This window comes from Pseudomonas sp. Pseusp11 (assembly GCF_047304405.1).
Lineage (GTDB): Bacteria > Pseudomonadota > Gammaproteobacteria > Pseudomonadales > Pseudomonadaceae > Aquipseudomonas.
Window position 1 is genome coordinate 1 of the sequence record NZ_JBGLZF010000038.1, and the last position, 24312, is coordinate 24312.

Below are 24312 nucleotides of genomic sequence, written 5' to 3' on the forward strand. Positions count from 1 at the left end.
AACCCGGCATGGATGCCGGGTTAGCCGCCCCCGGCCATGGATGGCCGATGGCGGCGGGCCCACGGAGCAGGACCGGAACGAGGGCACCCTGAGCCTAGGCGAAGGGCCGAACGACAGGGGCAAGAGCGCTTTGGTTACTTTCGCCTGGGCCGGCATTCCGGCTTTTCCAAAGTGACCCGCTGTAAGAGCGAAACCACCAGCCGCCGTTACCGCAGAAACGGATATGTACCCCAGACCCCGATCACCTCTGCGAATGTCCCTCCATTCAGCGTCTGCGCATATCCCCCCCGGTTAACAAAACATAACGTGGCGTCGATTGTCAGACCTTTCCAAACCCCGATAGGATAAGCCCAGCTTCCGAAGGGGCTCTGGATTGCGGGTTTCAGGACTATGCTCTGGAATAGGGCAGTCCCGGTGAGCACCCCCTTACGGCGCCCTGAAAGGTTGAATGACCTAACAATAATAATGGGGGAAGGTCTATGAGTGAGCCTGTCATGGGTGTGAGTATTTGCCGCCCGCCGGCGTTACGCAGGTTCGCGTTGCTGGCTACAGCGCTCTCGCTGTTGGGTTGTGCCGTGTTGTCGGCTCCTGTGCTGGCCGCTGCCGCACCGACCGCCGACGTGGTCTATTCCATTGAATCCGCCAAGGCCAGCAAAGGCCTGATGCTCGATGTCGTGCATGCCGGCAAACGCCTGGTGGCGGTCGGCGATCGCGGGCACATTCTTTATTCCGATGACCAGGGCGCGACCTGGACCCAAGCCAAGGTGCCGAGCCGGCAATTGCTGACAGCGGTATTTTTTGTCGATGACAAGCACGGTTGGGCCGTCGGCCATGACACGCAGATCCTCGCCAGTGAAGACGGCGGTGTCACCTGGAGCAAACAATTCGAAGACCTGCGACGCGAATCGCCGCTGCTCGACGTCTGGTTCAAGGACGTCAACAGCGGCTTTGCCGTGGGCGCCTACGGTGCCTTGCTGGAAACCACCGACGGTGGCAAAAACTGGGAAGACGTCAGCGATCGCCTGGCCAACGAAGATCAGTACCACCTCAACGCCATCGCCGCGGTCAAGGATTCCGGCATTTTCATCGTCGGCGAGCAGGGCAGCATGTTCCGTTCCGCCGATGAAGGGCAGACCTGGGAAAAGCTTGAAGGCCCCTACGAGGGCTCGCTGTTCGGTGTGATCGGCACCGCGCAACCGGCCACGCTGCTGGTCTACGGCTTGCGGGGCAATCTCTACCGCTCCACGGATTTCGGCACCACGTGGGAGCAGGTCGAACTCAAGGCTGCACGCGGTGCGCTGGAATTCGGCCTGTCCGGCGCCACGTTGCTCGACGACGGTTCCATCGTGATCGTCGGCAATGGCGGCAGTGTCATTCGCAGCAGCGACGACGGCGAGACCTTCAGCGTGTTCAACCGTCCCGATCGCATTTCCGTCTCGTCGGTCACGGCGGCGGGTAACGGCAATCTGATTCTGGCAGGCCAGGGCGGCGTTCGCGTCACCTCGCCAACGGGCGCAGAGAATGGAAAAAACGGGTCGTCCAAATGAGCCGGGCAAATAATAAGAAGGCGGGTCTATGACATCCTTAACCACTCCTCATCAGGACAAGGCGACGTTTCTTGAGCGCCTGATCTTCAACAACCGCCCGGCGGTGATTGTCATCTGCCTGCTGGTCAGTATTTTCCTGTTCTGGCAGGCGACGCTGATCCGGCCGTCCACCAGTTTCGAAAAAATGATCCCGCTCGAGCATCCGTTCATTGAAAAAATGATGGAGCACCGCAACGATCTGGCGAACCTGGGCAACACCGTACGGATTTCCGTTGAAGCCACCGACGGCGACATCTTCTCCAAGGAGTACATGGAGACCCTGCGCCAGATCAACGACGAGGTGTTCTACATCTCCGGTGTCGACCGTTCCGGCCTCAAGTCGCTGTGGAGCCCGAGCGTGCGCTGGACCGAGGTGACGGAGGAGGGCTTCGCCGGTGGTGAAGTGATTCCCCAGAGCTATAACGGCTCCCAGCAGAGCCTCGACCTGCTGCGCAACAACGTGCTCAAGTCCGGGCAAGTCGGGCGGCTGGTGGCCAACGACTTCAAGTCGAGCATCGTCGACATCCCGCTGCTGGAGTCCTACCCGGACCCGCAAGACCAGGGCAAGTTGCTGGCACTGGACTACCGCAAGTTCTCGCACGAACTTGAAGACAAGATCCGCAACAAGTTCGAAGTCCAGAACCCTAACGTGAAGATCCACATTGTCGGGTTCGCCAAGAAAGTCGGCGACCTGATCGATGGGCTGGTCATGGTAGTGATGTTCTTCGGCGTCGCCTTCGTCATCACCCTGATCCTGTTGTACTGGTTCACCAACTGCATGCGCAGCACCGTGGCGGTACTGAGCACGACGCTGGTGGCGGTGGTCTGGCAGCTCGGTTTGATGCACTTCTTCGGCTTCGGGCTTGATCCGTACTCGATGCTGGTGCCGTTCCTGATCTTCGCCATCGGGATTTCCCATGGCGTGCAGAAAATCAACGGTATCGCCTTGCAGTCCAGCGAGGCGGACAACGCGCTGACTGCGGCGCGGCGAACATTCCGTCAGTTGTTCCTGCCGGGGATGATCGCGATCCTCGCGGATGCGGTGGGCTTTATCACGCTGTTGATCATCGACATCGGCGTGATTCGTGAACTGGCCATCGGCGCGTCCATCGGCGTGGCGGTGATCGTGTTCACCAACCTGATCCTGCTGCCGGTAGCTATTTCCTACGTGGGTATCAGCAAACGCGCCGTCGACCGCAGCAAGAAAGACGCGCACCGCGAGCATCCCTTCTGGCGCCTGCTGGCGAACTTTGCCAGCCCTAAAGTCGCACCGGTCTCCATTCTCCTGGCGCTGATCGCCTTCGGCGGTGGCCTTTGGTACAGCCAGAACCTGAAAATCGGCGATCTCGACCAGGGCGCGCCGGAACTGCGTCCGGACTCGCGTTACAACAAGGACAACAGCTTCATCATCAACAACTATTCCACCAGTTCCGACGTGCTGGTTGTAATGGTCAAGACCAAGCCCGAAGGTTGCTCGCGCTATGAAGCCATGGCACCGATCGACGAGCTGATGTGGAAGATGCAGAACACCGAGGGCGTGCAGTCGGCGATCTCGCTGGTGACCGTGTCCAAGCAAATGATCAAGGGCATGAACGAGGGCAACCTGAAATGGGAAACCCTGTCGCGCAACCCGGACGTGTTGAACAACTCCATCGCCCGTGCTGATGGTCTGTACAACAACAATTGCTCCCTGGCGCCGGTGCTGGTGTTCCTCAACGATCACAAGGCCGAAACCCTGGATCGCGCGGTTCATGCGGTGCAGGACTTTGCCAAGGACAACAACAAGGAAGGCCTGGAGTTCCTCCTGGCCGCCGGTAACGCCGGGATCGAAGCGGCCACCAACGAGGTGATCAAGCGCTCCGAGCTGACGATTCTGGTGCTGGTGTACATCTGCGTCGCGACCATGTGCATGATCACCTTCCGTTCCTGGGCGGCGACCTTGTGCATCGTGCTGCCGCTGGTGCTGACCTCGGTGCTGGGCAACGCGCTGATGGCGTTCATGGGCATCGGTGTGAAAGTGGCGACCTTGCCGGTGGTGGCGCTCGGGGTGGGGATCGGCGTGGATTACGGGATCTACATCTACAGCCGTCTGGAAAGCTTCCTGCGTGCCGGTCTGCCGTTGCAAGAGGCGTACTACCAGACGCTGAAATCCACCGGCAAGGCTGTGCTGTTCACCGGTCTGTGCCTGGCGATCGGTGTGTGCACCTGGATTTTCTCGGCGATCAAGTTCCAGGCCGACATGGGCCTGATGCTGACCTTCATGCTGCTCTGGAACATGTTTGGCGCGTTGTGGCTGCTGCCAGCGCTGGCACGGTTCCTGATCAAGCCGGAAAAACTGGCAGGGCAGAAGGGCAACTCGCTGTTTGCTCACTAGGCGTCAGCCTGACCCAAAAAGCCGCAACTCAGGTTGCGGCTTTTTTTATGGGGGACCGAGCACTCAGCGTGGTTGTAGCGTCAGGAATGCACTGTTGGCCAGTTCCTTGCTGATGATCCCGCGGTGGATATCGATTTTCTGTCTCGGATCTGTAGCCTTGGCCATCGCCGATTCGTAGGTTTCGAAGCGTTGTTCCCTGGTTTTCAGATGGGCCTGGGTATAGTGCGTCTTGGCATCATCGAAGCGCTCATAGTGAAAATGCGCGTACCCCCAGGGTTGATCGTCTTTGTTCAACAGGACGTACTCCTGCATGAAGTCTTTACGTCCGGTTTTCAGTTGTACGCGATTACCGATCATGCGTGGGTAAACCTCCTTGCACCGTAACAGAAACTCCACACCCTCACTGCTGGGGGGCTGGGCCAGTGTCATGCGGATGCGCAGTTCCGATGCCTTGCTGTCGAGGGCTCGCGCGTGATCGCGTAAATCGCTGATTAACGAGGCATCTTGCTCCCGGTTTGGCGAGGGTGCCTCATGGTGTTCCAGACCCTCGGCATACCCGGTCAGCTTTTGTGCTTCGCGTTGCAATTGCTCTTCAATTTCCTTGGGTGAGCTTGCGCGTTGCGCGTAACCCTCGATTTTCCTTACCTGCTTGTCGACATTGGCGATGGCCTTGCGGGCATCCCCTTTGAGCTGTGCGTAGGAGTGCGCGGAGGCCTTGGGTGCGGGCTGCCTGACCTCGATCATTTCTACCCAGACATTCGGTTCATGTTCATGGAACGAAGCCAGTGGTGCATCTTCGAGTGGACCGCTGATATCAACAATGTCTGCGCCCTGGTTAGCCACGCGGGGGCGAATATCGCCGATCAGAGTGCCCTTGGCGGTTTTGATGACCCGCTTGCGACTGGCCCATGAAGAGGGGCGCTGGATCGGGGGCTTGCTGGTTCCGGGTGAAGACGGGCCGGGCTCGGAGACCGAAGGTTGCGGGAGATTTTGAAGGTCGTCGGCCAGACGTCGCTCGGCATCGAGGCGCAGTTCACCGATGATCTCTCGCAGGCGATTGAAGGCCGCTGGCTGTAATTCTTCGGCATTGAAGATGCCGATACTTTCAAGCCCGTCCAGTGCTTTGCGGTAGTGATCGACCAGGTTGTCCAGAACGGCGATCCGATCGCTGCTGTTATATGTGCGAGACGTTTGCAGTTCGGAATGAGAGCGAGACAGCAACATCAGGGGATCGAGCGCGCGTTCGAGTGGGGCCATGGTGGCGCTACCCAGTTCCTTCAGGCTGAGAATACGCAAGATGCTCAGTTGGTAGGACTTGACTCGCAAAGCGGTCAATTCATTCTCAGAGCGATTGTCGGTCAACCGTTTCCAGTCCTCCAAGCCCAAGCGAGACAAGTGTTTAAGCTCCGTAAGTCGGCTCTCTGTTTCTTCGTAGAACCTGATCATGGTTTCGTTGACTTCGGAGGTCCTGCGCATGAATTCGAAGTATCGATCCAGTACGACGTTGCCCTTGTCCTTGATTGCTTCGCGCAAGTGTTCGATACCGCGGGTCAAGTCCGCGTAAGTTCGATGGGTGGCTTCCCGTTCCCTGTCGGCGATGACAACACGTTTGCGCGCGTTGTTGATGAGATTCTCCAGCAGGCTACGCTGCAGGTTTGAATCGGGATCAGTTTTGCTCAGAGCGCTTTTTTCGCGGATTTCGGCAAGCGCCGTGACATAGGTTTCGCTCTGTTTGTCCAGCTCGTCTGCGAACCGTTGGCGAAAAGTGGCGCGATCGTGCTCGCTGCTGGCGGGGTCGTTTGTTTTCAGCTCCATCAGCTTTTCCGCGATATCAACGCGTTTTTGCACCTGCGTCTGTTGCTGCAAAAATTCCTGGTGGTTCAGTTCCAGCAGGCTGATGCGTTGCTGTTTGCTCTCGCGCAGGGCATCCCGCCTGGCGTTACGTCCTCCGCCGAGCAGTTTCAGCCCTTGATCCAGCGTCCACCGGCCATACCCATCGGTTTTGAGCTTGATTCCCGGATGGTCGGGATGCTCGGGATGCACCAGGTAGACCTCACCGAAACCGGGCACGATACTCACGCGAAACAGCAGGCCGGCGACCGTGACGTGCCATTTGTCGTCGATCCGGTACAGACCCTTGAACGGACCGGTTGCAGCAGGCTCTGGCAGGGACGCCGGCCATGCAACCTTGACCGCCAGCAGCCTGTTGAACAGCCGCGCCGAGGTCGAGTCCCGAGCGGTCGACAGGTTGAAATCCAGCAACGTATCGCCACTGCCTGGCGGTTCGGAGGGCAGTCCGGGTGTTTCTTGAGTGATGCTTGTCTCGGAATTCAGCAAGTCCAGTGGCAACAGACGGCGCAGCGGATCGAGGGGCACCGGAGCGTCTTCGCCCATGCGCTCTGGCGCCAGTGCAGGCCGTTCACCTTGAGTTCGTGCGACATGCAAAAGGAGCAGGCCGATGTTCAAGAGCACATCGACCCAGGCCAGATTCCGGGTAGTTGGGTCATCACTGTCCAGTGCGGGCAGGTCGTTGATCAGGCTATGGGTGATTTGCAGCATCCAGCCCACCAGCATTGCCGGGCCGCGCAACAGTGGCAGTACCAGGTTGTTAAAGACCAGCCAGCCACCCTCAAGGATGATCGCCCAACGGCTTTCGGCATTGGACACCGATTGCCTGTCAGCCAGATCGGCCAGCGCCCGGGCGTTGCTGGCGAACAGGCTGGCCGGCAATCGACCTTCCTCCATAGCACTGAGCCACCGGGCCGCAGCTTCGTCGCCTGCCAGAATCGCCGGTTTCGGCTTGTCGGGCGGCGAGAACTCGTCGCCGATGTGAAAGTGGTTGATATGCGGTTCGTTGAAACCGTTGTTGTCGTAAACCGGACGTGCGCGGTCCGGGAGCCAGGTCAGCACGCTGGTTTGCAGCGCGCCCTGTTGCGCGACCGCTTTGAGCAAGTCGCTGCGTGCGGCGTATTGCTGCAGTGACGGGGTGTACAAAGGGCGATAGAGGATATGCGGGCCAGTGGCCTGCAAGTCTTTGGGCTCGATGATGAACATGTTGGCGGCCACATCACAGTCGGCGCCGTCCTTGCGTTGGAACGCCAGGGGCCGGATGACCACGGCCTGTTCATCGACGACCCGTTCGGCAGCGGTGCGATTCATCAACGCATCGACATAGCGATACCCCAGATGGGTGAACCCGTGCTCACCCTTGATCGAATGCTCGAGGGCCAGCAGGGGGAGATGAACCGACAGTTCCAGCGTGAACAATCGTTCCCGCTCCCGTGCGTCGTCGGTCTCGCCGAGCAGCAAGGTTTCGATCAGTTCGGGATAGTGCTGGCCGACATTGACCCGGCTTACCAGGTCCAGCAGATAGGCGTCGGTAGTCCACTCCTGAATCAGTTGGTCTCCCGTGTGACGGACAGTCATGCGGCCCTTGGGTTTTGCGGCGAGATTGTTGATTGCCAGCTCGGTCAGGGTCATTTTGACGGTTTCGATGTAGCCGCTGCCGAGGTCACCGACGGGTACATGAAAGGTCAGTTCCAGCTCGTCGGAGTTGTAACCGGGCGCCAGCGGATAATCTTCCTGCATCTGCTTGTGCAAGGCTTTTCGGGCAAACGTACGAAGGTCGTCGATGCCATCGTTGAAGGTGCGCCCCTGAGTCTGTTGCTTGACGCTGGCCATGGCCAGGACGTGCTTGCGATAGGCCATGCGGTCAGTGGGTGTCGCTGCTTGCAACCACTCGGGAATCGATGCCTGTATCGGTTGAAAAACGGCATCGACCGGTTGGCTGTCGATGAACAGCGTGGCGACTTCGGTGATCGCATCAACGTGTTTCGCCAACTCGCCCAAGCCCCGGCTGGCGGGCAGTTTGAGTGCAGCCAGATCTTCCAGCTGCCGGTTCAGGAGCAGGGCAGCCTGAATGTCAAAGATGTTGCCGTCCGGCTCAAATCGCTTCCAGGTGATGACATCGGCTTTGTATGCCTGTTGAAACCGTGCGCCCCAAGCCAGGCCGAAAGCTTCCAGGGAAGAGAAGGGCTCGATTTTTCCGGTCACGCTGCACAACAAATGGGTTTCACCACAAGTCACCAGGAGCTCGGAGGCCAGCAGCGTAATCGACACGTCACCTTTGGTCAGGGTGGTTTGCAGGGTGCAGGCTTGTATTGGGCCTTTTGACCGGGGCTGCTGGAGACGCTGCAGGTTATCCGGGTAGCTGGCCAGTTCCGTGAGAACCCCGGCCTGCACCGGGTTGCTTTTCGACAGGCGGGTCGCGGATGTCTGCAGGACACCGGCCAGCAAGTCTCCCAGCCATTGCCAGCGGCTGACGCCGGTCTCGTTCTTCTGGTTCCAGTAAAGGGTCAGCGATTCCTGAAGCCCGATGTGCAGCAAGTCGGGCAGCTCAAGGATGACCCCCGCAATCACCTGGAGATCAGGCAGGCTCGATGTGGTTTTGCCGACAGTCAGTTGCGCGGGCGCACGGTTGGTCAGAAAGCAGGCACGACTGAACTGCTCGCTGAAATCGACAGGTGTGCCGCTGGCCAGATAATCCAGTACCAAGTCCAGCAGCAACGCGAGGCGCCAGGCCCCGTTGGGAATCGGCTGCGCGATTTTGGTTCGCTCAGGGTCGAAGTCCAGTTGCGGGTATTTTTCCAGTACGCCGTCCTTGAGCAGGCGAGCGGTTTCCGAGCGCAGGGTGGGGCGGGAGCTGAAGCGGGCGCTGACGGCGTGCGCGATGATATCGGTCATGTCCGCCGTGGCAGGGGGGGATGCAGGTATCGGCATGATGCAATCCTTTGCATGGGTTGAGTTACGCAAAGTAAGGCGAGGCCGGAATGGATGTGCGGTAACGGGATACCGCAGATCCGACAATTCGATGATCTAAGTGATGACTACGTGGTGGCAATGAGCCCAGGGGAATTGTGGTGGTTATGCGGGATCGGTGCCGAGCACCACATTCAGCGCATTACGCGCATCGTCCAGTTGCACCAACGTCGCATGCCGCGCACCCAGCGCATCGCGATTCTCGATCGCCGTGAGAATCGCCTTGTGCCGAGGCAGCGCCAGTTCATGCAGGTTCGGCCGTTGATTGGAGTGCTTCAGGGCTTCGGCAATCGCCACCGACAACATGTTGCACAGGTTCGCCAGCAAGTCGTTGTGGGTCGCGTCGGCGATGCGGCTGTGGAAATCCAGGTCCGGCTGCAACAAGGCTTCAGGCGTCGGCGCGGCTTCCATGCGCTGGTAGGCTTCACCGATTGAGGCAATGTCTTCGTCAGTGGCGAACTGCGCGGCCAGGGCTGCCGCGGCCGGTTCGATGATGCTGCGTACGCTGGTCAGCAGGCTGAAGAACTCATTCTGCGGGCTGCTTTGCATCAGCCAGTGCAACACGTCCGGGTCGAGCATGTGCCATTCCCGGCGCGGCTTGACCACGGTGCCGACCCGCGGACGGGAATACACCAGGCCCTTGGCAACCAGTACTCGGGTCGCTTCGCGCAGGACTGGCCGGCTGACCGCGTATTCCTCACACAGCAGGGCTTCGGCGGGCAGTTTGTCGTCCGGTTTGAAACGTCCCGAGACAATCTGCATGCCCAGTTCCTGAACGATGCGCGAGTGCATGCTTTTGCGGTCGGAGGGTTTGCGGTAATCCATGGGGAACGGCGCGATCCTGAGCAATGGGGTGCCGCGCATGATAGCAGGCGCCCTTGAAAAGATCGCAGCCTTCGGCAGCTCCTACATTGACCGAGTACATCCGCAATTTAACGGTGCATGCGATCCCTGTAGGAGCTGCCGAAGGCTGCGATTTTTTGACTTTAATGAGAGTGACGCGGCACCTCGGCCCCACGACAACCGACGAGGAAGTCGAAGTCGCAACCCTGATCCGCCTGCAACACATGGTCGATGTACAGCTGGCGATAGCCGCCCACCAGCAACTGTTGTGGCGGTTGCAGATCGGCCATGCGTGCGGCCAGTTCAGCATCCGGAATGTCCAGATGCAAACGTCCACTGGCGCAATCGAGCTCGATCCAGTCGCCTTCCTTCACTGCCGCCAAAGGCCCGCCGGCGGCGGCTTCCGGTGCCACATGCAAGACCACGGTACCGTACGCCGTGCCGCTCATGCGTGCGTCGGAAATCCGCACCATATCCGTTACACCCTGGGCCAGCAGCTTGGCCGGCAAGCCCATGTTGCCGACTTCGGCCATGCCCGGATAACCCTTAGGCCCGCAGTTTTTCATCACCAGAATGGAGTTGGCGTCCACTTCCAGTTCCGGATCGTTGATCCGCGCCTTGTACATGTCGAAGTTCTCGAACACCACCGCGCGCCCACGATGTTGCATCAGCTCGGCACTCGCTGCGGAGGGTTTGAGCACCGCACCCAGTGGCGCCAGGTTGCCGCGCAACACGCAGATGCCGCCGTCGGCGCGGATCGGGTTGTCGAGAGTACGGATTACTTCATCCTGGCCGTAGATCGGCGCGTCCTTGGTGTTCTCGCCGAGGGTTTTGCCGTTGACGGTGAGGGCGTTCGGGTTTGGAATCAGGTTCGCTTCGCCGAGGCGACGCAGCACCGCAGGCAAGCCGCCAGCATAGTAGAACTCTTCCATCAGGAAGCGACCGGACGGTTGCAGGTCGACAATGGTCGGCATGCCGCGACCGATGCGGGTCCAGTCATCCAGGTCCAGTTCGACACCGATGCGCCCGGCGATGGCTTTCAAATGGATCACCGCGTTGGTCGAGCCGCCGATGGCAGCGTTCACCCGGATGGCGTTTTCGAAGGCTTCCTTGGTGAGGATTTTCGACAGCTTCAAATCTTCGCGAACCATTTCCACCGCACGCATACCCGACATGTGCGCCAACACATAACGGCGCGCATCAACCGCCGGAATCGCCGCGTTGTGGGGCAGGGACGTGCCCAGTGCTTCGGCCATGCAGGCCATGGTCGAGGCGGTGCCCATGGTGTTGCAGGTACCGGCGGAACGGGACATGCCGCCCTCGGCCGCGAGGAAATCATCAAGGGTGATAGTGCCAGCCTTGACCTGTTCGCTGAGCTGCCACACCACCGTGCCCGAACCAATGTCCTGGCCCTTGTGCTTGCCGTTGAGCATCGGCCCGCCGGTGACGACGATCGCCGGCACGTCGCAACTGGCCGCGCCCATCAGCAGCGCCGGAGTGGTTTTGTCGCAACCGGTGAGCAGCACCACGCCATCGATCGGGTTGCCGCGAATGGCTTCCTCGACGTCCATGCTCGCCAGGTTACGGGTGAGCATGGCGGTGGGGCGCAGGTTCGACTCGCCGTTGGAGAACACCGGGAATTCCACAGGAAAGCCACCGGCTTCGATCACCCCGCGTTTGACGTGCTCCGCGATCTGGCGGAAATGCGCGTTGCACGGGGTCAGTTCCGACCAGGTGTTGCAAATGCCGATGATCGGCTTGCCGTGGAACTGATGGTCGGCGATGCCCTGATTCTTCATCCAGCTGCGGTACATGAAGCCGTTCTTGTCGGCAGTGCCAAACCATTGGGCGGAGCGCAGGGTGGGTTTCTTATCAGTCATGATCGGTTCTCTTATTGTATGACTATATTGTTCGAGCTGTGGCGTAACATAAGCGCAATTTCGGCTGTTTGGAAGTGTTGTTGGTTAAATAGTAATACTATATAGTCGTTTTCAACGGAGGGATGGCCCTGATGGTTTTCCGCGAGAGGCGTCCCCCGAGGTTCTATAACAACAACAATCGGAGACCGAACTCATGAGCCAGGAATTGCGGCTTATCCGTCGCATCACGTTGAAACTGATTCCCTTCCTGATCCTGCTGTACCTGATCGCCTATGTGGATCGCTCCGCCGTGGGGTTCGCCAAGCTGCACATGGGCGCTGACGTCGGCATCGGTGACGCGGCTTACGGATTTGGCGCCGGGCTTTTCTTCATTGGCTACTTTCTGCTGGAGATCCCCAGCAACCTGATGCTCGACCGCTTCGGCGCCCGACGCTGGTTCGCGCGGATCATGGTCACCTGGGGGGCCATCACCATCGGCATGGCGTTCGTCCAGGGACCGAACAGCTTCTATGTGATGCGCTTTCTGCTCGGCGCGGCCGAAGCCGGGTTCTTTCCGGGCGTGCTGTACTACATCACCCAATGGTTCCCGATTCGCCATCGCGGCAAGATCCTCGGGCTGTTCATCCTTTCCCAACCCATCGCAATGATGATCACCGGCTCGGTGTCCGGCGGCTTGCTCGGCATGGACGGCGTCCTTGGCTTGCACGGCTGGCAGTGGCTGTTCATCGTCATAGGTACGCCAGCGATCCTGCTGACCTGGCCGGTGCTGCGCTACTTGCCGGACGGCCCGGACCAAGTGAAATGGCTGGATCAATCCGAGAAAGACTGGCTGACCGGGGAACTGAAAAAAGACCTCGCCGAATATGGCCAGACCTGGCACGGCAATCCGCTGCATGCACTGAAGGACAAACGGGTGTTGCTGCTGGCGCTGTTCTATCTGCCGGTGACCCTGAGCATCTATGGCCTCGGTTTGTGGCTGCCGACGCTGATCAAGCAGTTCGGTGGCACGGACCTGGTGACCGGGTTCGTGTCATCGGTGCCGTACATCTTCGGGATCATCGGTTTGCTGATCATTCCGCGCAGTTCCGACCGTCTCAATGATCGCTACGGTCATCTGGCGGTGCTGTATGTGTTGGGTGCCATCGGCCTGTTCCTCAGCGCCTGGCTGTCGGTGCCGGTGCTGCAACTGGCGGCGCTGTGCCTGGTGGCGTTCGCGCTGTTTTCCTGCACCGCGGTGTTCTGGACCTTGCCGGGGCGATTCTTCGCCGGCGCCAGTGCGGCGGCGGGGATCGCCTTGATCAATTCAGTGGGCAACCTCGGCGGCTACATCGGTCCGTTCGTGATCGGTGCGCTGAAGGAATACACCGGCAACCTGGCGTCGGGGCTGTATTTCCTGTCCTGCGTGATGGTGCTCGGCCTGGTCCTGACCGGCGTGGTGTATCGCCTGCTGGAACGCAAGCACGTGCTGCCGGCCGACCAGTTCGCCGCCAGCGCTCGCGGTGCTACCCGCACCTGACGGGAAACTGGCCAACAAGTTCTGCATTAACAGGAGAAGGTTCATGCGTTTAGTTCAGTTCGAATTGAGTAATGGCGAACGCCGCGTCGGCGTGGTCGAAGACGATCTGGTGCGCGAAGTGCGGGATGCGCACACGGTGCGGGATCTGGCGCTGGCGGCGATCGAGGCGGGGGTCAATCTTGAGCAACAGGTTCAAACCCTGGGGCTGGGCATCAGCCACAACTATGCCGAGCTGCTGGCCAAGCTGCGCATCCTGCCGCCGCTGGATCACCCGGACCCTGCGCATATGCTGGTCAGCGGCACTGGCCTGACCCATTTGGGCAGCGCCTCGGCTCGGGACAAAATGCATCAGCAGGCCGGCGATGAAGCGGCGATGACCGATACCATGCGCATCTTCAAGTGGGGCGTGGAGGGCGGTAAACCTGCAGCCGGCTGGGCCGGTGTACAACCGGAATGGTTCTACAAGGGCGATGGCAGCATCGTCGTGCGACCGGGCAAGCCTTTCCCGCTACCGCCCTTTGCTGAAGATGCCGGGGAAGAGCCCGAGCTCAGCGGCCTCTATGTCATCGGCCACAACGGCAAACCGTATCGCCTCGGTTTTGCGGTGGGTAACGAGTTCTCCGATCACGTGATGGAACGCAAGAATTACCTTTACCTGGCCCATTCGAAACTGCGCAGTTGCAGCTATGGCCCAGAGCTTCGGGTCGGCGAATTGCCGCAACACCTGGCGGGCACCAGCCGGATCCTGCGTGACGGCGAAGTGCTCTGGCAGAACGAGTTCCTCAGTGGCGAAGCCAACATGTGCCACAGCCTGGAAAACCTCGAGTATCACCATTTCAAGTACAGCCAGTTCCTGCGCCCCGGCGATGTGCACATTCACTTCTTCGGCACCGCGACCCTGTCCTTCGCCGACGGCATCCGTACCCGGCCGGGCGATGTGTTCGAGATCAGCCAGGCCGAGTTCGGCGCCCCCTTGATCAACGGCATCGCACCGGTTGAAGCGGCATTCGAACCCGGCACCGTCGGCACACTTTAAGGAGACACCCATGACCCGGATTCTTGGTCACAACTACATTGGCGGTGAGCGCAGCGCTGCCGGCACCGTCAAACTGCAGAGCGTCGATGCCAGCACTGGCGAGGCCTTGCCCCACGATTTCTTCCAGGCCACTGCTGCAGAAGTCGACGCCGCCGCGAAGGCTGCCGCCGCCGCTTACCCGGCCTATCGCAGCCTGAGCGCCGAGCGCCGTGCGCAATTTCTGGACACGATTGCCGATGAACTGGACGCTCTGGGCGATGAGTTCGTGGCCGTGGTCTGTCGCGAAACCGCGTTGCCGGCGGCGCGGATTCAAGGCGAGCGTGGGCGCACCAGCGGCCAGATGCGTCTGTTCGCCAAGGTACTGCGGCGCGGTGATTTCTATGGCGCGCGGATCGATCTGGCGCTACCGGAACGCCAGCCACTGCCGCGTCCGGACCTGCGCCAATACCGCATTGGTCTGGGGCCGGTGGCGGTGTTTGGCGCGAGTAACTTTCCGTTGGCGTTTTCCACGGCGGGCGGCGACACCGCTTCAGCTTTGGCCGCTGGCTGCCCGGTGGTGTTCAAGGCCCACAGCGGTCACATGGCAACCGCTGAATGGGTGGCCGACGCGGTGATTCGCGCCGCTGAAAAAACCGCCATGCCGGCCGGCGTGTTCAACATGATCTACGGTGGTGGAGTAGGGGAAGCGCTGGTCAAGCACCCGGCGATTCAGGCGGTCGGTTTTACCGGTTCACTGAAAGGCGGTCGGGCGCTGTGCGACATGGCCGCGGCACGGGCGCAGCCGATTCCGGTGTTCGCCGAGATGTCGAGCATCAACCCGGTGATCGTGTTGCCGCAGGCGCTGGAAGTTCGTGCTGAAAGCATTGCCCGTGACCTTACGGCTTCGGTGGTGCAGGGCTGCGGGCAGTTCTGTACCAATCCGGGGCTGGTGATCGGCATTCGTTCGCCGCAGTTCAGTGCGTTCGTGCAACAGGTGGCCGGGCTGATCGGCGATCAGCCGGCGCAAACCATGCTCAACGCCGGCACCTTGAGCAGCTATGGCAAAGGCCTGCACAAGCTTCTTTCGCATCCGCAGATCGAGCACCTGGCCGGCAACCCGCAACAAGGCAATCAGGCGCAGCCGCAACTGTTCAAGGCAGATGTGAGCCTGTTGCTCGATGGCGATGAAGTTCTGCAAGAAGAAGTGTTCGGCCCGACCACGGTGTTTGTTGAAGTGGCGGATCAGGCGCAACTCAGTGCTGCGCTGAACGGCCTGCACGGGCAACTGACGGCAACGATTATCGGTGAGCCGGCGGACTTCGAACGCTTCGGCGAGCTGACGCCCTTGTTGGAGCAGAAGGTCGGGCGGATCTTGCTCAACGGTTATCCGACCGGTGTGGAAGTCTGCGATTCGATGGTCCATGGCGGACCGTATCCGGCGACTTCCGATGCGCGCGGCACTTCGGTGGGCACCCTGGCCATCGACCGTTTCCTGCGCCCGGTGTGCTTCCAGAACTACCCCGACAGCCTGCTGCCGGACGCGTTGAAGAATGGCAATCCGCTGCGGATTCAGCGGCTGGTTGATGGCAAGCCATCGCGCGACGCCCTCTAACCGCCAAGCACAACCCTTACTGTGGCGAGGGGGCTTGCCCCCGTTTGAGTGCGCAGCACTCACAGAGTCTTTGGTACATCAGAAATTTTGGGGCTGCTGCGCAGCCCAACGGGGGCAAGCCCCCTCGCCACAGTCCGCTCCCACATTGAGCTATCATTGCGTCTTTCCCATTCATAGATTGACTGCCATGACTGCCGTAAACGACACCTTGCTCAACGCCCTCGAACACTGCGACATGCTGGAGATCGACGGGCTGCACGCTTTCGACTTCTCTCTCGATGAAGACGATAACCTGCACATCGAATGCATGGACGGTCGGGCGCTCAAGCGCTGGGAGTTCAGCATGGCGCAGATCAAGGCGGCGACTTTCGATCCCGATTTGAAGAGCTGGATCATCACCGGTGATTCCGGTGAACACCGGCTGGTGCCTATGGAAGCGTTTGGTGGTCAGGATGACGAGGACGAAACGAATGAGGATGCGTAACTTCTGGCCACTGTTGATCGCCGGCAGCGTCGGCGCGATGGGCGTGCAGGCGGCGCCGGTCGACAGCTACGAGTTGCTGGTGGGGTCGTACACCGCCGGCCAGAGCCAGGGGATTTATCGCCTGAACTTCGACAGCCGCACCGGGCAGATCGACGCCAAGCCGCTGCAAGTGGTGAAGAGCGCCAACCCGTCCTGGCTGACCGTGTCCAAGGATCAACATCGCCTGTTCGCGGTCAACGAAAACGGCCCGGGGCAGGCCGATCCGGTAGGGCGCGTCAGCAGTTACGCAATCGATCCGAAAACCCATGAACTGAGCCTGATCAACCAGGTGCAAACCCTGGGCAACGAGCCGACGCATTCGAGCATCAGCGGTGATGCCAGTCACCTGTTTGTCAGCAACTACTCAGTGGCTGAAGATCCGGGCGGCACCCTGGCGGTGTTACCGGTGGGCAGCGATGGCACGCTAAAACCGGTGGTGCAGATGAGCAGTCATCCAGCCAGCCGGGTCAACCCCGAGCGGCAGATGTCAGCGCACGTGCATTCGGTGGTTTCTTCGCCGGACGGCCACTACGTGTTTTCCAACGACCTGGGCGCGGACAAGATCTTTGTCTATCGCTTCGATCCCAAGGCCAATCCGGAACGGCCGTTGACCGCTGCCAAACCGGCGTCCGTCCAGTTGCCACCCGGCAGCGGGCCGCGACATTTGCTGTTCAGCGCCGATGGCAAGCACGCCTGGCTGACCATGGAGATGAGCGCGCAGGTGGCGGTGTTCGACTACAAGGACGGCACGCTCGAGCAAACGCAGTTGGTCGATCTGGCGGCGGGGCTGCCCACATCGGGCAAGGCTGCGGCTGCGCTTCACGCCTCGGCCGATGGCAAGTTCCTTTACGTCAGCAACCGTGGCACCGCCAATCAGTTGCTGGTGTTCGCCATCGACCCGGCAACCGGCCACCTCAAGGAGCTTCAGCGTCGCTCGGTGGACGGCGATCACCCGCGCGAGTTCAGTCTCGACCCGAGCGGCAAATTCGTGCTGATTGCCAACCAGAAGAGCAACCAGATTGTCGTCATCGAGCGTGACGCCAAGACCGGTCTGTTGGGCAAAACCGTGCAAAAACTGCCGATGGATGCCCCGAGCGATCTCAAGTTCCTGCTGCGTCAATAGGCCGCAGGCCCCGGTTGATGGGGCCTGCAACCTTCTATTAATGAGACTGATATCGGCTAATGCTACAAAGCATTTCAAGGCGCCGACCCTCGGGAGTTAAGTTTGCTTCACGGCCCAACCGGGCAAGCAAGCCAACTGAATCGAGGAATACCGCCATGAACTTCAATCTCTTCTCTGTCATCGCCGCTTCCGCTATTTCCGCCACTGTTGCACTGCCTGCCAGCGCTAACGTTGAAATCAGCGACAAAAAATCCCACACCCAAAGCTACACCCAGAAATACCTCCAACAGAGCGCCAACTTCTACGCCGCGCTGGATCACAAAACCCAACACTGAAATGTCAGCCCTGCACCCTTTATGCAGGAGCGAAGTCACTTGCCGATCGGCCCACAGGCGTCGAAAAGCCCCGAAGTGATGTCGCTCCTGCATAACGCATTTACGACAGCATCATATTGCTATCAATGTAATGCTTGATATCACATGGCCATGTGTTTAAATTTGACGCTGATTTTTTGACTCCTTCCCTAAAAGGATCGACAGCATGGCGATGCGTCTGGCAGTGGTTCTCCTGTTTCTCTATTCCACCCCGATTCTGTCGGCTGCCCAGCCCGTTCCCAACGAGCCGGACGCGGCCCGTGAGCGCTTGATGAGTTTTATCGAGGACTGAAACACGCTGGGTTCAAGATCAATAAAACTGATAGCTACTATGCATAAAGGTCGTTAGTTATCTTCTGTTTTTTGATCGATTCTGTGGGCACTGAAACATGCCCACGGAGAACACCATGGCCAGCACCATCCTCACTTCTGCCAAACACGGCGCTTACCTGGCCATTGGTCTTTACGTGGCCATGGTGTTGGTCGTCAGCCTTTCGGCTCAATCGCAACACAGCCTTCAAGCACCGATTCAGATCGCTTATCCCGGCATCCAGTTCGAACACCGTGCTCAACACGCAGTGGTTGATGACGCCGACTTGGCGGGAGTGGCCGGGGCATGAAAGGACGTAGACTCTGGGTCATCGCCTTCCTGGCGTTCATGACCAACGGCGCTTCGTTGTTGGGGATCGGGCAGGGCTCGGCGGGGTCGGTGGCGCGGGCCATCGAATGCAACCACAACATCGCCCACAACATCCAGACCGCCAAAGCGCTGGAGTTGCTGGTGGGTAATCCGCCGAGCAAATCCAATGGCGAATTTTTCGGGCCATTCCAGGTGGATTGCTCGGCATTGGGGATGTGCTCGGTGCTGACCTGATTCCCCGGTCTATTGTGGCGAGGGAGCTTGCTCCCGCTGGGCTGCGCAGCAGCCCCAAACCCGTCACCTCATTGTTTCAGACAACCTTCATCAGCCGATTTACGACTGCTGCGCAGCCGAGCGGGAGCAAGCTCCCTCGCCACAAGTGTGCGGTGCTATTTCTGCATCACACCAGTGAACAGTTCTGACTCCAGAAAGCGCTGCAACCAGCCCTGCAATCGCACATAAGGCGTCTGCCCGAACCACTCGCGATCCACATGGGCGAATTGCCTCACGAACGGCATCAAGGCGACATCCGCCAGGCTCGGGTGCGCGGCCAGCAAGTAGTCGCGCCCCTCCAGCAACTGATCCAGCTTGCGCAAGAACACCTCGCCCTCGGCGCGATAAAACGTCATCGGCTGCTCGGGATAACGCTCGGCGTATTTGTAGCGATTGAGGTGCACCTTGAACACCGAATCGTTTTCTTCGATCAGCCCGGCGATGTATTGCTGCCCGACAGGGGCATCCTTGAGCAGCCAGTCCTGCGGATCGTTCTGCGCCAGCGCCCAGCGCATGATTTCCAGGCTTTCATCGATCACCCGGCCATCCACGCTCAGCACCGGCACCGTGCCTTTGCTCGACAGCGCGAGCATTTCGGCCGGTTTGGCCTTGAGGCTGACCTCGACGATGTTCACCGCAACCCCCGAATAGCGCAGGGCCATACGAGCGCGCATAGCGTAGGGGCAGCGGCGGAACGAATACAGCGTGATCATTTCACCTCCAGGGTACTCAGGCCGTTGCCCTGGCGGTGGACCTGAATCTGCACCGGAATCCGTTCATGCATTTCCTGTACGTGGGAAATCACCGCGACCTTGCGTCCCTGCGCTTGCAGGCCGTCGAGGGCGTCCATGGCCAGTTGCAGGGATTCGGGGTCGAGGCTACCGAAGCCTTCGTCGATGAACAGCGATTCGATTTTCAGCGTGCTCGATGCCATCGATGCCAAACCGAGCGCCAGCGCCAGCGACACCAGGAACGTCTCGCCACCGGACAGCGAATGCACCGAGCGCAGTTCATCGCCCATCTCGGTGTCCATCACCAATAACCCGAGCATGCTGCCGCCCCGTTTCAGGCGATAGCGCCGCACCAGTTGCCGCAACTGGACGTTGGCGTGATGCACCAGCAGGTCGAGGTTGTAGGCCTGGGCGATTTTGCGGAAGGTGTCGCCGGTGGCCGAACCGATCAGCGCACTCAAGCGAGCCCAGCGCTGGTACTCGGCGTAGGCGTCGGCGATCTGCTGCGCCAGCGCCTGATTGGCGTTCTGTCGACGCTGATCTTCGGTTTGTTCGGCGCGCAATTCGGCGCAGCGATGCTCGCTGGCGGCGAACAGGTTTTGCAGTTCGGTTAGCGCCGTGGCCAGTTGTTCGGCGTCCAGGTTGCCGTTGTGCTGCGCCTGATGATCGAGCAAGCGCTGATCCCGCTCCTGCAACAGCACCTTGGCTTGCGCAATGTCTTGTTCGCTTTGCTGCAATCGTTGACGCAGCTCGCTGAGCTGTTGGTCGTTGACGCCGAGCAGCGCTTCCAGCCCACCGTCGTCCAGTTCTGGATGCTGCGCGCGCCAGTCGGCGATCTTGCTGCTCAGCTCGCGGTCTTCGTTTTCCAGGGCTTGCGCACGTTCCTGCTGTGCCTTGAGTTCGGCGGCCAGTTGCACCAGCCCCGTGCGCACGCTTTGCAGTTCCTGATTGGCCGTCGCTTCGGCATTGCGTGCCTGCTCGACGGCCTGATCCAGTTGCTGCTGCCATTGTTCGGCGCTGGCGTGTTCACCCAGCAGTTGCGTCAGTTTTTCCTGGCAAGCCTGTTGTTGCCCGGCCAACGCGCTGAACTGCTGCTGCGCGGCGTCCAGTTGCTGGGTGCGGGTCTGCTGGCGGTCCTGTTCTTTGTCCAGCGTCTGCTGGCGTTGTTGTTGCTCGCCGAGTTCATCGCGCTGCTGCTCGAGTTGTTGCAGGCGCTGGGCGATCTGCCGGTCGAGCTGCATGAAGGTCGCGGCAGGTTCGTTGCGCAAAGCTTCCAGCGTCTCGGCTGGCAGCAGGCTGCTGAATGCGGTCAGTTCTTCGTCCAGGCGTTGGCGATCGCTGCTCAACTCCCGTTGCTGGTTGAGCAGGTGTTGTGTCGCCTGTTGGTTCGCCGCTTCGGCGCTGCGCAGTTGTTGCGCCAGTCGCGCGGCATCCTGTTGCAGGGTGAGCAGGGCGGTTTGCCGCTGTTCGTCCTGGGTGATGCTCTGGTTCAGCTGGCTGCTTTGTTGGCTCAGCCAGGCATCGCGTTTGTCTGCGTCCTGGGCCAACAGTTGAGCAGACAGAGGGTGCGCTTCCAGGCTCGGTGCCAGGCTCTGTTGTTGAGTGGCGAGTTGTTCTTGCTGTTGCAGCAATTCCTTTTGTTGAGCAATCAAGCCGCCAACTTCTGCGCGCAGCTCGGTGAGTTTTTCCTTGAGCAGGTCGACGGCTTTCTGGGCGTTGGCCTGTTCGCTTTCATCGTGCCGACCGAGGCTTTGCAGCAAGGCTTCGGGCTGATGATAAGGATGGTCCAGGCTGCCACAAACCGGGCACGGCTGATCGTCCAGCAGTTGCGCACGCAGTTCTTCGACGCTGGCACTGCGCGCCAGGCGCTGACGTTCCAGCAGTTCGCGGGTGACGGTCAGGATCTGTTCGGCGACGGTCAGTTCGGCCTTGGTTTTCACGCCGTCCTGGGTCAGACGATCACGCTCTTGCTGAGCGGCGAGTTGGCGCTGCTGCAACTCGGCGCCGCGTTTGTCCAGTTCCTGCTGGCTGGCCCACAGCCGCGTCAGCTCTTCAATGGCCCGCAGTTGCTTGCGGTTGTCCTGTAGCAGGCTGCCGAGGATCTGAATTTGTTCGGCCACCGCTTCAGGTTCGGCGCCAGCCTCTTTGTACAGCAGCTCAAGGTTCTGGCGCTGGGTGGCCAGATCCTCGGCGGCGCGGGTGGCGCTTTGCTCCAGGGCGGCCAGTTCAGCCTGGCCCTTGTTCAAGCGATTGCCGATCAGCATCAGTTGCTGCAGACGATCGCGGTAGGCGTTCCAGGCATCGCTCAGCGGCGCCAGATGAGTGCTCTGCTCAAGCTCACCGGCAATTTGCTGCAACCGTTCTGCGACTTGTTTCTGCTGGTCAAGCAAGCCCTGAATCGTGCTTTGGCCTTGCGTGCAGGCCAGTTCCGCCTGCTGCTTGAGGTCGGCACTGAGGCTGGCGTCCTTGACCAGGCGGGCGAGGGTGCTTTGCTCTTCGAAAGCCTGACGCAGCAGTGGCGCGCTGTTGCTGTGTTGGCTCTGCGCTTCAACCAGCGCCGTTTGCGCCGCGCTCAGACCGTGTTCGAGCTGAGCCCGACGCGCGTTCAGTTCGGTTTGCTGTTGGGTATGCTGCTGAATCTGCGCCGCCAGCGGTGTGAGCTGGGTGGTCAATTCGGTCTTTCGCGCGAACTGGTGCCGTTGCGGGGCCAGTTGCTCCAGACGGGTCAGCTTCAAGCGCTCGCTGGCCAGGCTGTCCCAGTGTTGTTGGGCGGATTGCAGTTGCTCGGTGGCGCTCTGTTGCGCGTCCTGCAACTGGCGCAGGTCCTTGAGCCAGGTGTGTTGCAACTCCAATTGCTTGAGCTGCGCCTGCTGGGTCTTGAGTTGTTGCTGCGCGTCGTTGAAGCGCTCATCGAGCTCGGCTCGGGCTTCAGGCGACAGTGGGGTGACCCCGGTGGCCTGGTCCTGCAATAGCTTGTGGGCTTCTCGGGCTTCTTTGGTCTTGTCGAAGGCGCGGCGACCGAGGCGGGTGTAGAGCGCAGTGTCGGTGAGCTTTTCCAGCAGTTCGCTGCGGTCGTTGTCGTCCGCCTTGAGGAACGCACTGAACTCGCTCTGCGCCAACAACACGGCGCGGGTGAACTGTTCGAAGTTCAGGCCCAGTACGGACTCGATCTGACTCTTGAATTCAAGTTTCTGGCTGGCGAGCAGTTGATCCTGATCGATGTCGCGCAGGCTCTGGCGACTGGCTTGCAGCTTGCCACCAGCCTTTTCCCTGGCGCGATTGGCTTCCCAGCGCGCGCGATAACGGCGGCCATCGATGCCAACAAAATCCACTTCGGCAAAGCCTTCACCGGTGCCGCGACGCAACAGCGTACGCGGATCGCCAGTGCTGATTTCACCATCGGCGTCCGGGGTTTTGGCGGAAGCTTGAGCGTTGTTCAGCCGCGGCACGGCGCCAAACAGCGCCAGGCACAGCGCATCGAGCAGCGTGCTTTTGCCGGCGCCGGTCGGCCCGGTAATCGCAAACAGGCCGGCACTGGCCAAGGGTTCGGCGGTGAAGTCGATTTCAAATGGCCCGGCCAGGGAGGCAAGGTTTTTCAGGCGGATCGCGAGGATTTTCATGGCTGTTCGCTCTCCATCTGCACGTCTTGCAGCAGCTCGGCGAAGTCCTTGAGCGTTTGCTCGTCGACCTCGCTGCCGTAGTTGTCCTGCCAGGCGCGGCTGAACAGTTCCTGCGGCGTCAGTTGGTCCAGTTCGATCAAGGTGGCGCCGTCCTCGACGCCGTCGCGGCTGCCGTTGCCGGCGTATTCGGCGGCAATCCGCACCAGCCGTACCGCTTTGCCTTGCAGGGCTGTTTCCACTTCATGGCGCAGGTCCGGTTGCGGTTCATCGAGGCGCACCCGCACTTCCAGCCACGGCTGGCGCTGGATGTCGGCGAGCAGGTCGATGTTGGGCAGGTCGGCCAGTTGCAGCAGGATTTCCGCCAGCGGCGCGGGGCCGAGGCGTTGCAGGTTCACTGGTCGGGGAATGAGTTTCGGTTCGACGCTGAGCAGGGTTTCGCCATCCAGTTTGATGTCGAGAATCTGATGCTGATAACCGATCTCGGAGAATGACAGCGGGATCGGCGAGCCGCTGTAGCGGATGCGTTCTTCGCCGTTGACCTTCTGCGGCTTGTGCAAATGCCCGAGAGCGACATAGCTGATGCTCGGCCCGAACAGGCTGGCGGGCAGGGCTTCGGCGTTGCCGATGATCAGGCTGCGCTCGGAGTCCTCGGACACCGAACCGCCGGCCATGTGCGCATGGCTGATGGCGATCAGCGCCTGACCCGGCTTGCGCTTGGCGTTCGCCGCTTCAATCAGCCATTCGTGAACCTGGCCGATGCCGCGCAAATAGTTGTCACCCAGCTGCGCGCCGGTCACTTCGGCGGGGCGCAGGAACGGCAGCGCCAGGCACCAGGCAGCGATTGCGCCGCTGGCATCCGGCAACGGCAGCAACAGGCGTTCGGCATCCAGTTGGCCGTCATCCAGCCACAGCACGCGCCCGAGCGCGTGAGTGCGCAAGCGGCGCATCAACGGCGCGGGCAGTTCGATGCGCGAGCCGGAGTCGTGGTTGCCGGCGATCATCACGATGGTCAGCAACGGCTGCTGCTCGTGGGCGCTGACGATGAAATCGTAGAGGCGCTCCTGGGCTTTGACCGGCGGGTTGACCGTGTCGAAGATATCGCCGGCAATCAGCAGCACATCAGGCTGGTCCAGCTTCAGCTGACGCAGCAGCCAGTCGAGAAAGCAGGCATGCTCGAAATCGCGCTCCTGGCCGTGCAGGTTCTGCCCAAGGTGCCAGTCGGAGGTGTGGAACAGACGCAAGGCGTACTCCGCAACAAAATAAGGTGATGGCCGCAAGAAGAATGATGGCGGCTAAAGAGGGGAGAGTTTACTGGCAAACACATGGGATGTGGTCAGGCACTGATTTTGTGGCGAGGGGGCTTGCCCCCGTTCGGCTGCGAAGC

The 24312-nt window shown here is 60.4% G+C and carries 17 protein-coding genes; 11 read left to right on the forward strand and 6 right to left on the reverse strand.

Annotation, left to right across the window (positions count from 1 at the left end):
- Nucleotides 1-479: 479 nt before the first annotated feature.
- Complete coding sequence (locus tag ACCC96_RS24100; RefSeq protein WP_413697104.1) at nt 480-1547, forward strand: WD40/YVTN/BNR-like repeat-containing protein; 1068 nt, start codon at nt 480-482, stop codon at nt 1545-1547.
- Nucleotides 1548-1575: 28 nt separating this feature from the next.
- Complete coding sequence (locus ACCC96_RS24105; protein WP_413697105.1) at nt 1576-3960, forward strand: efflux RND transporter permease subunit; 2385 nt, start codon at nt 1576-1578, stop codon at nt 3958-3960.
- Between the two features lie 63 nt (nt 3961-4023).
- On the opposite strand, the gene ACCC96_RS24110 is transcribed toward ACCC96_RS24105, so the two are convergent.
- From ACCC96_RS24110 to ACCC96_RS24120, 3 genes are all read right to left on the reverse strand, one after another.
- On the reverse strand, nt 4024-8739 hold the full coding sequence (locus tag ACCC96_RS24110) for a dermonecrotic toxin domain-containing protein (RefSeq protein ID WP_413697106.1): 4716 nt from the start codon (nt 8737-8739) through the stop codon (nt 4024-4026).
- Between the two features lie 144 nt (nt 8740-8883).
- The gene (locus ACCC96_RS24115; RefSeq protein WP_413697131.1) at nt 8884-9603 is read right to left on the reverse strand and encodes a FadR/GntR family transcriptional regulator; all 720 of its coding nucleotides are present in this window, start codon (nt 9601-9603) and stop codon (nt 8884-8886) included.
- Nucleotides 9604-9764: 161 nt separating this feature from the next.
- Entirely contained in the window at nt 9765-11501 is a 1737-nt protein-coding gene (locus ACCC96_RS24120) for an IlvD/Edd family dehydratase (protein ID WP_413697107.1), read from the reverse strand.
- Between the two features lie 193 nt (nt 11502-11694).
- On the opposite strand from ACCC96_RS24120, the gene ACCC96_RS24125 reads away from it, so the two are divergent.
- The 9 genes from ACCC96_RS24125 to ACCC96_RS24165 all read left to right on the forward strand — a co-directional run bounded on the left by ACCC96_RS24125 (nt 11695) and on the right by ACCC96_RS24165 (nt 18538).
- Nucleotides 11695-13017, forward strand: a complete 1323-nt coding sequence (locus ACCC96_RS24125) for an MFS transporter (RefSeq protein ID WP_413697108.1) — start codon at nt 11695-11697, stop codon at nt 13015-13017.
- A gap of 43 nt (nt 13018-13060) precedes the next feature.
- A complete protein-coding gene (araD1, locus tag ACCC96_RS24130; RefSeq protein WP_413697109.1) occupies nt 13061-14053 on the forward strand; it encodes an AraD1 family protein in 993 nt (330 codons plus the stop codon).
- A gap of 10 nt (nt 14054-14063) precedes the next feature.
- Nucleotides 14064-15644, forward strand: a complete 1581-nt coding sequence (locus ACCC96_RS24135; RefSeq protein WP_413697110.1) for an aldehyde dehydrogenase (NADP(+)) — start codon at nt 14064-14066, stop codon at nt 15642-15644.
- 187 nt (nt 15645-15831) lie between these two features.
- Nucleotides 15832-16128: a DUF5629 family protein gene (locus tag ACCC96_RS24140; RefSeq protein WP_018926173.1), complete on the forward strand. Its 297-nt coding sequence runs from the start codon at nt 15832-15834 to the stop codon at nt 16126-16128.
- Entirely contained in the window at nt 16115-17290 is a 1176-nt protein-coding gene (locus ACCC96_RS24145) for a lactonase family protein (protein WP_413697111.1), read from the forward strand. The genes ACCC96_RS24140 and ACCC96_RS24145 overlap by 14 nt, the downstream gene beginning before the upstream one ends.
- A 155-nt stretch (nt 17291-17445) precedes the next feature.
- On the forward strand, nt 17446-17625 hold the full coding sequence (locus tag ACCC96_RS24150; RefSeq protein ID WP_019650041.1) for a hypothetical protein: 180 nt from the start codon (nt 17446-17448) through the stop codon (nt 17623-17625).
- Nucleotides 17626-17830: 205 nt separating this feature from the next.
- Entirely contained in the window at nt 17831-17956 is a 126-nt protein-coding gene (locus tag ACCC96_RS24155) for a hypothetical protein (RefSeq protein WP_007901166.1), read from the forward strand.
- A gap of 115 nt (nt 17957-18071) precedes the next feature.
- Entirely contained in the window at nt 18072-18284 is a 213-nt protein-coding gene (locus ACCC96_RS24160) for a hypothetical protein (RefSeq protein WP_019579305.1), read from the forward strand.
- On the forward strand, nt 18281-18538 hold the full coding sequence (locus tag ACCC96_RS24165; RefSeq protein WP_413697112.1) for a hypothetical protein: 258 nt from the start codon (nt 18281-18283) through the stop codon (nt 18536-18538). Before ACCC96_RS24160 ends, ACCC96_RS24165 begins: the two co-directional genes overlap by 4 nt.
- 155 nt (nt 18539-18693) lie before the next feature.
- On the opposite strand, the gene ACCC96_RS24170 is transcribed toward ACCC96_RS24165, so the two are convergent.
- From ACCC96_RS24170 to ACCC96_RS24180, 3 genes are read right to left on the reverse strand one after another with little or no spacing between them, the layout of a single operon-like run.
- Nucleotides 18694-19290: a glutathione S-transferase gene (locus ACCC96_RS24170; RefSeq protein ID WP_413697113.1), complete on the reverse strand. Its 597-nt coding sequence runs from the start codon at nt 19288-19290 to the stop codon at nt 18694-18696.
- Complete coding sequence (locus ACCC96_RS24175; RefSeq protein WP_413697114.1) at nt 19287-22928, reverse strand: AAA family ATPase; 3642 nt, start codon at nt 22926-22928, stop codon at nt 19287-19289. The genes ACCC96_RS24170 and ACCC96_RS24175 overlap by 4 nt, the downstream gene beginning before the upstream one ends.
- A complete protein-coding gene (locus ACCC96_RS24180; protein ID WP_413697115.1) occupies nt 22925-24169 on the reverse strand; it encodes an exonuclease SbcCD subunit D C-terminal domain-containing protein in 1245 nt (414 codons plus the stop codon). The genes ACCC96_RS24175 and ACCC96_RS24180 overlap by 4 nt, the downstream gene beginning before the upstream one ends.
- Nucleotides 24170-24312 lie beyond the last annotated feature (143 nt).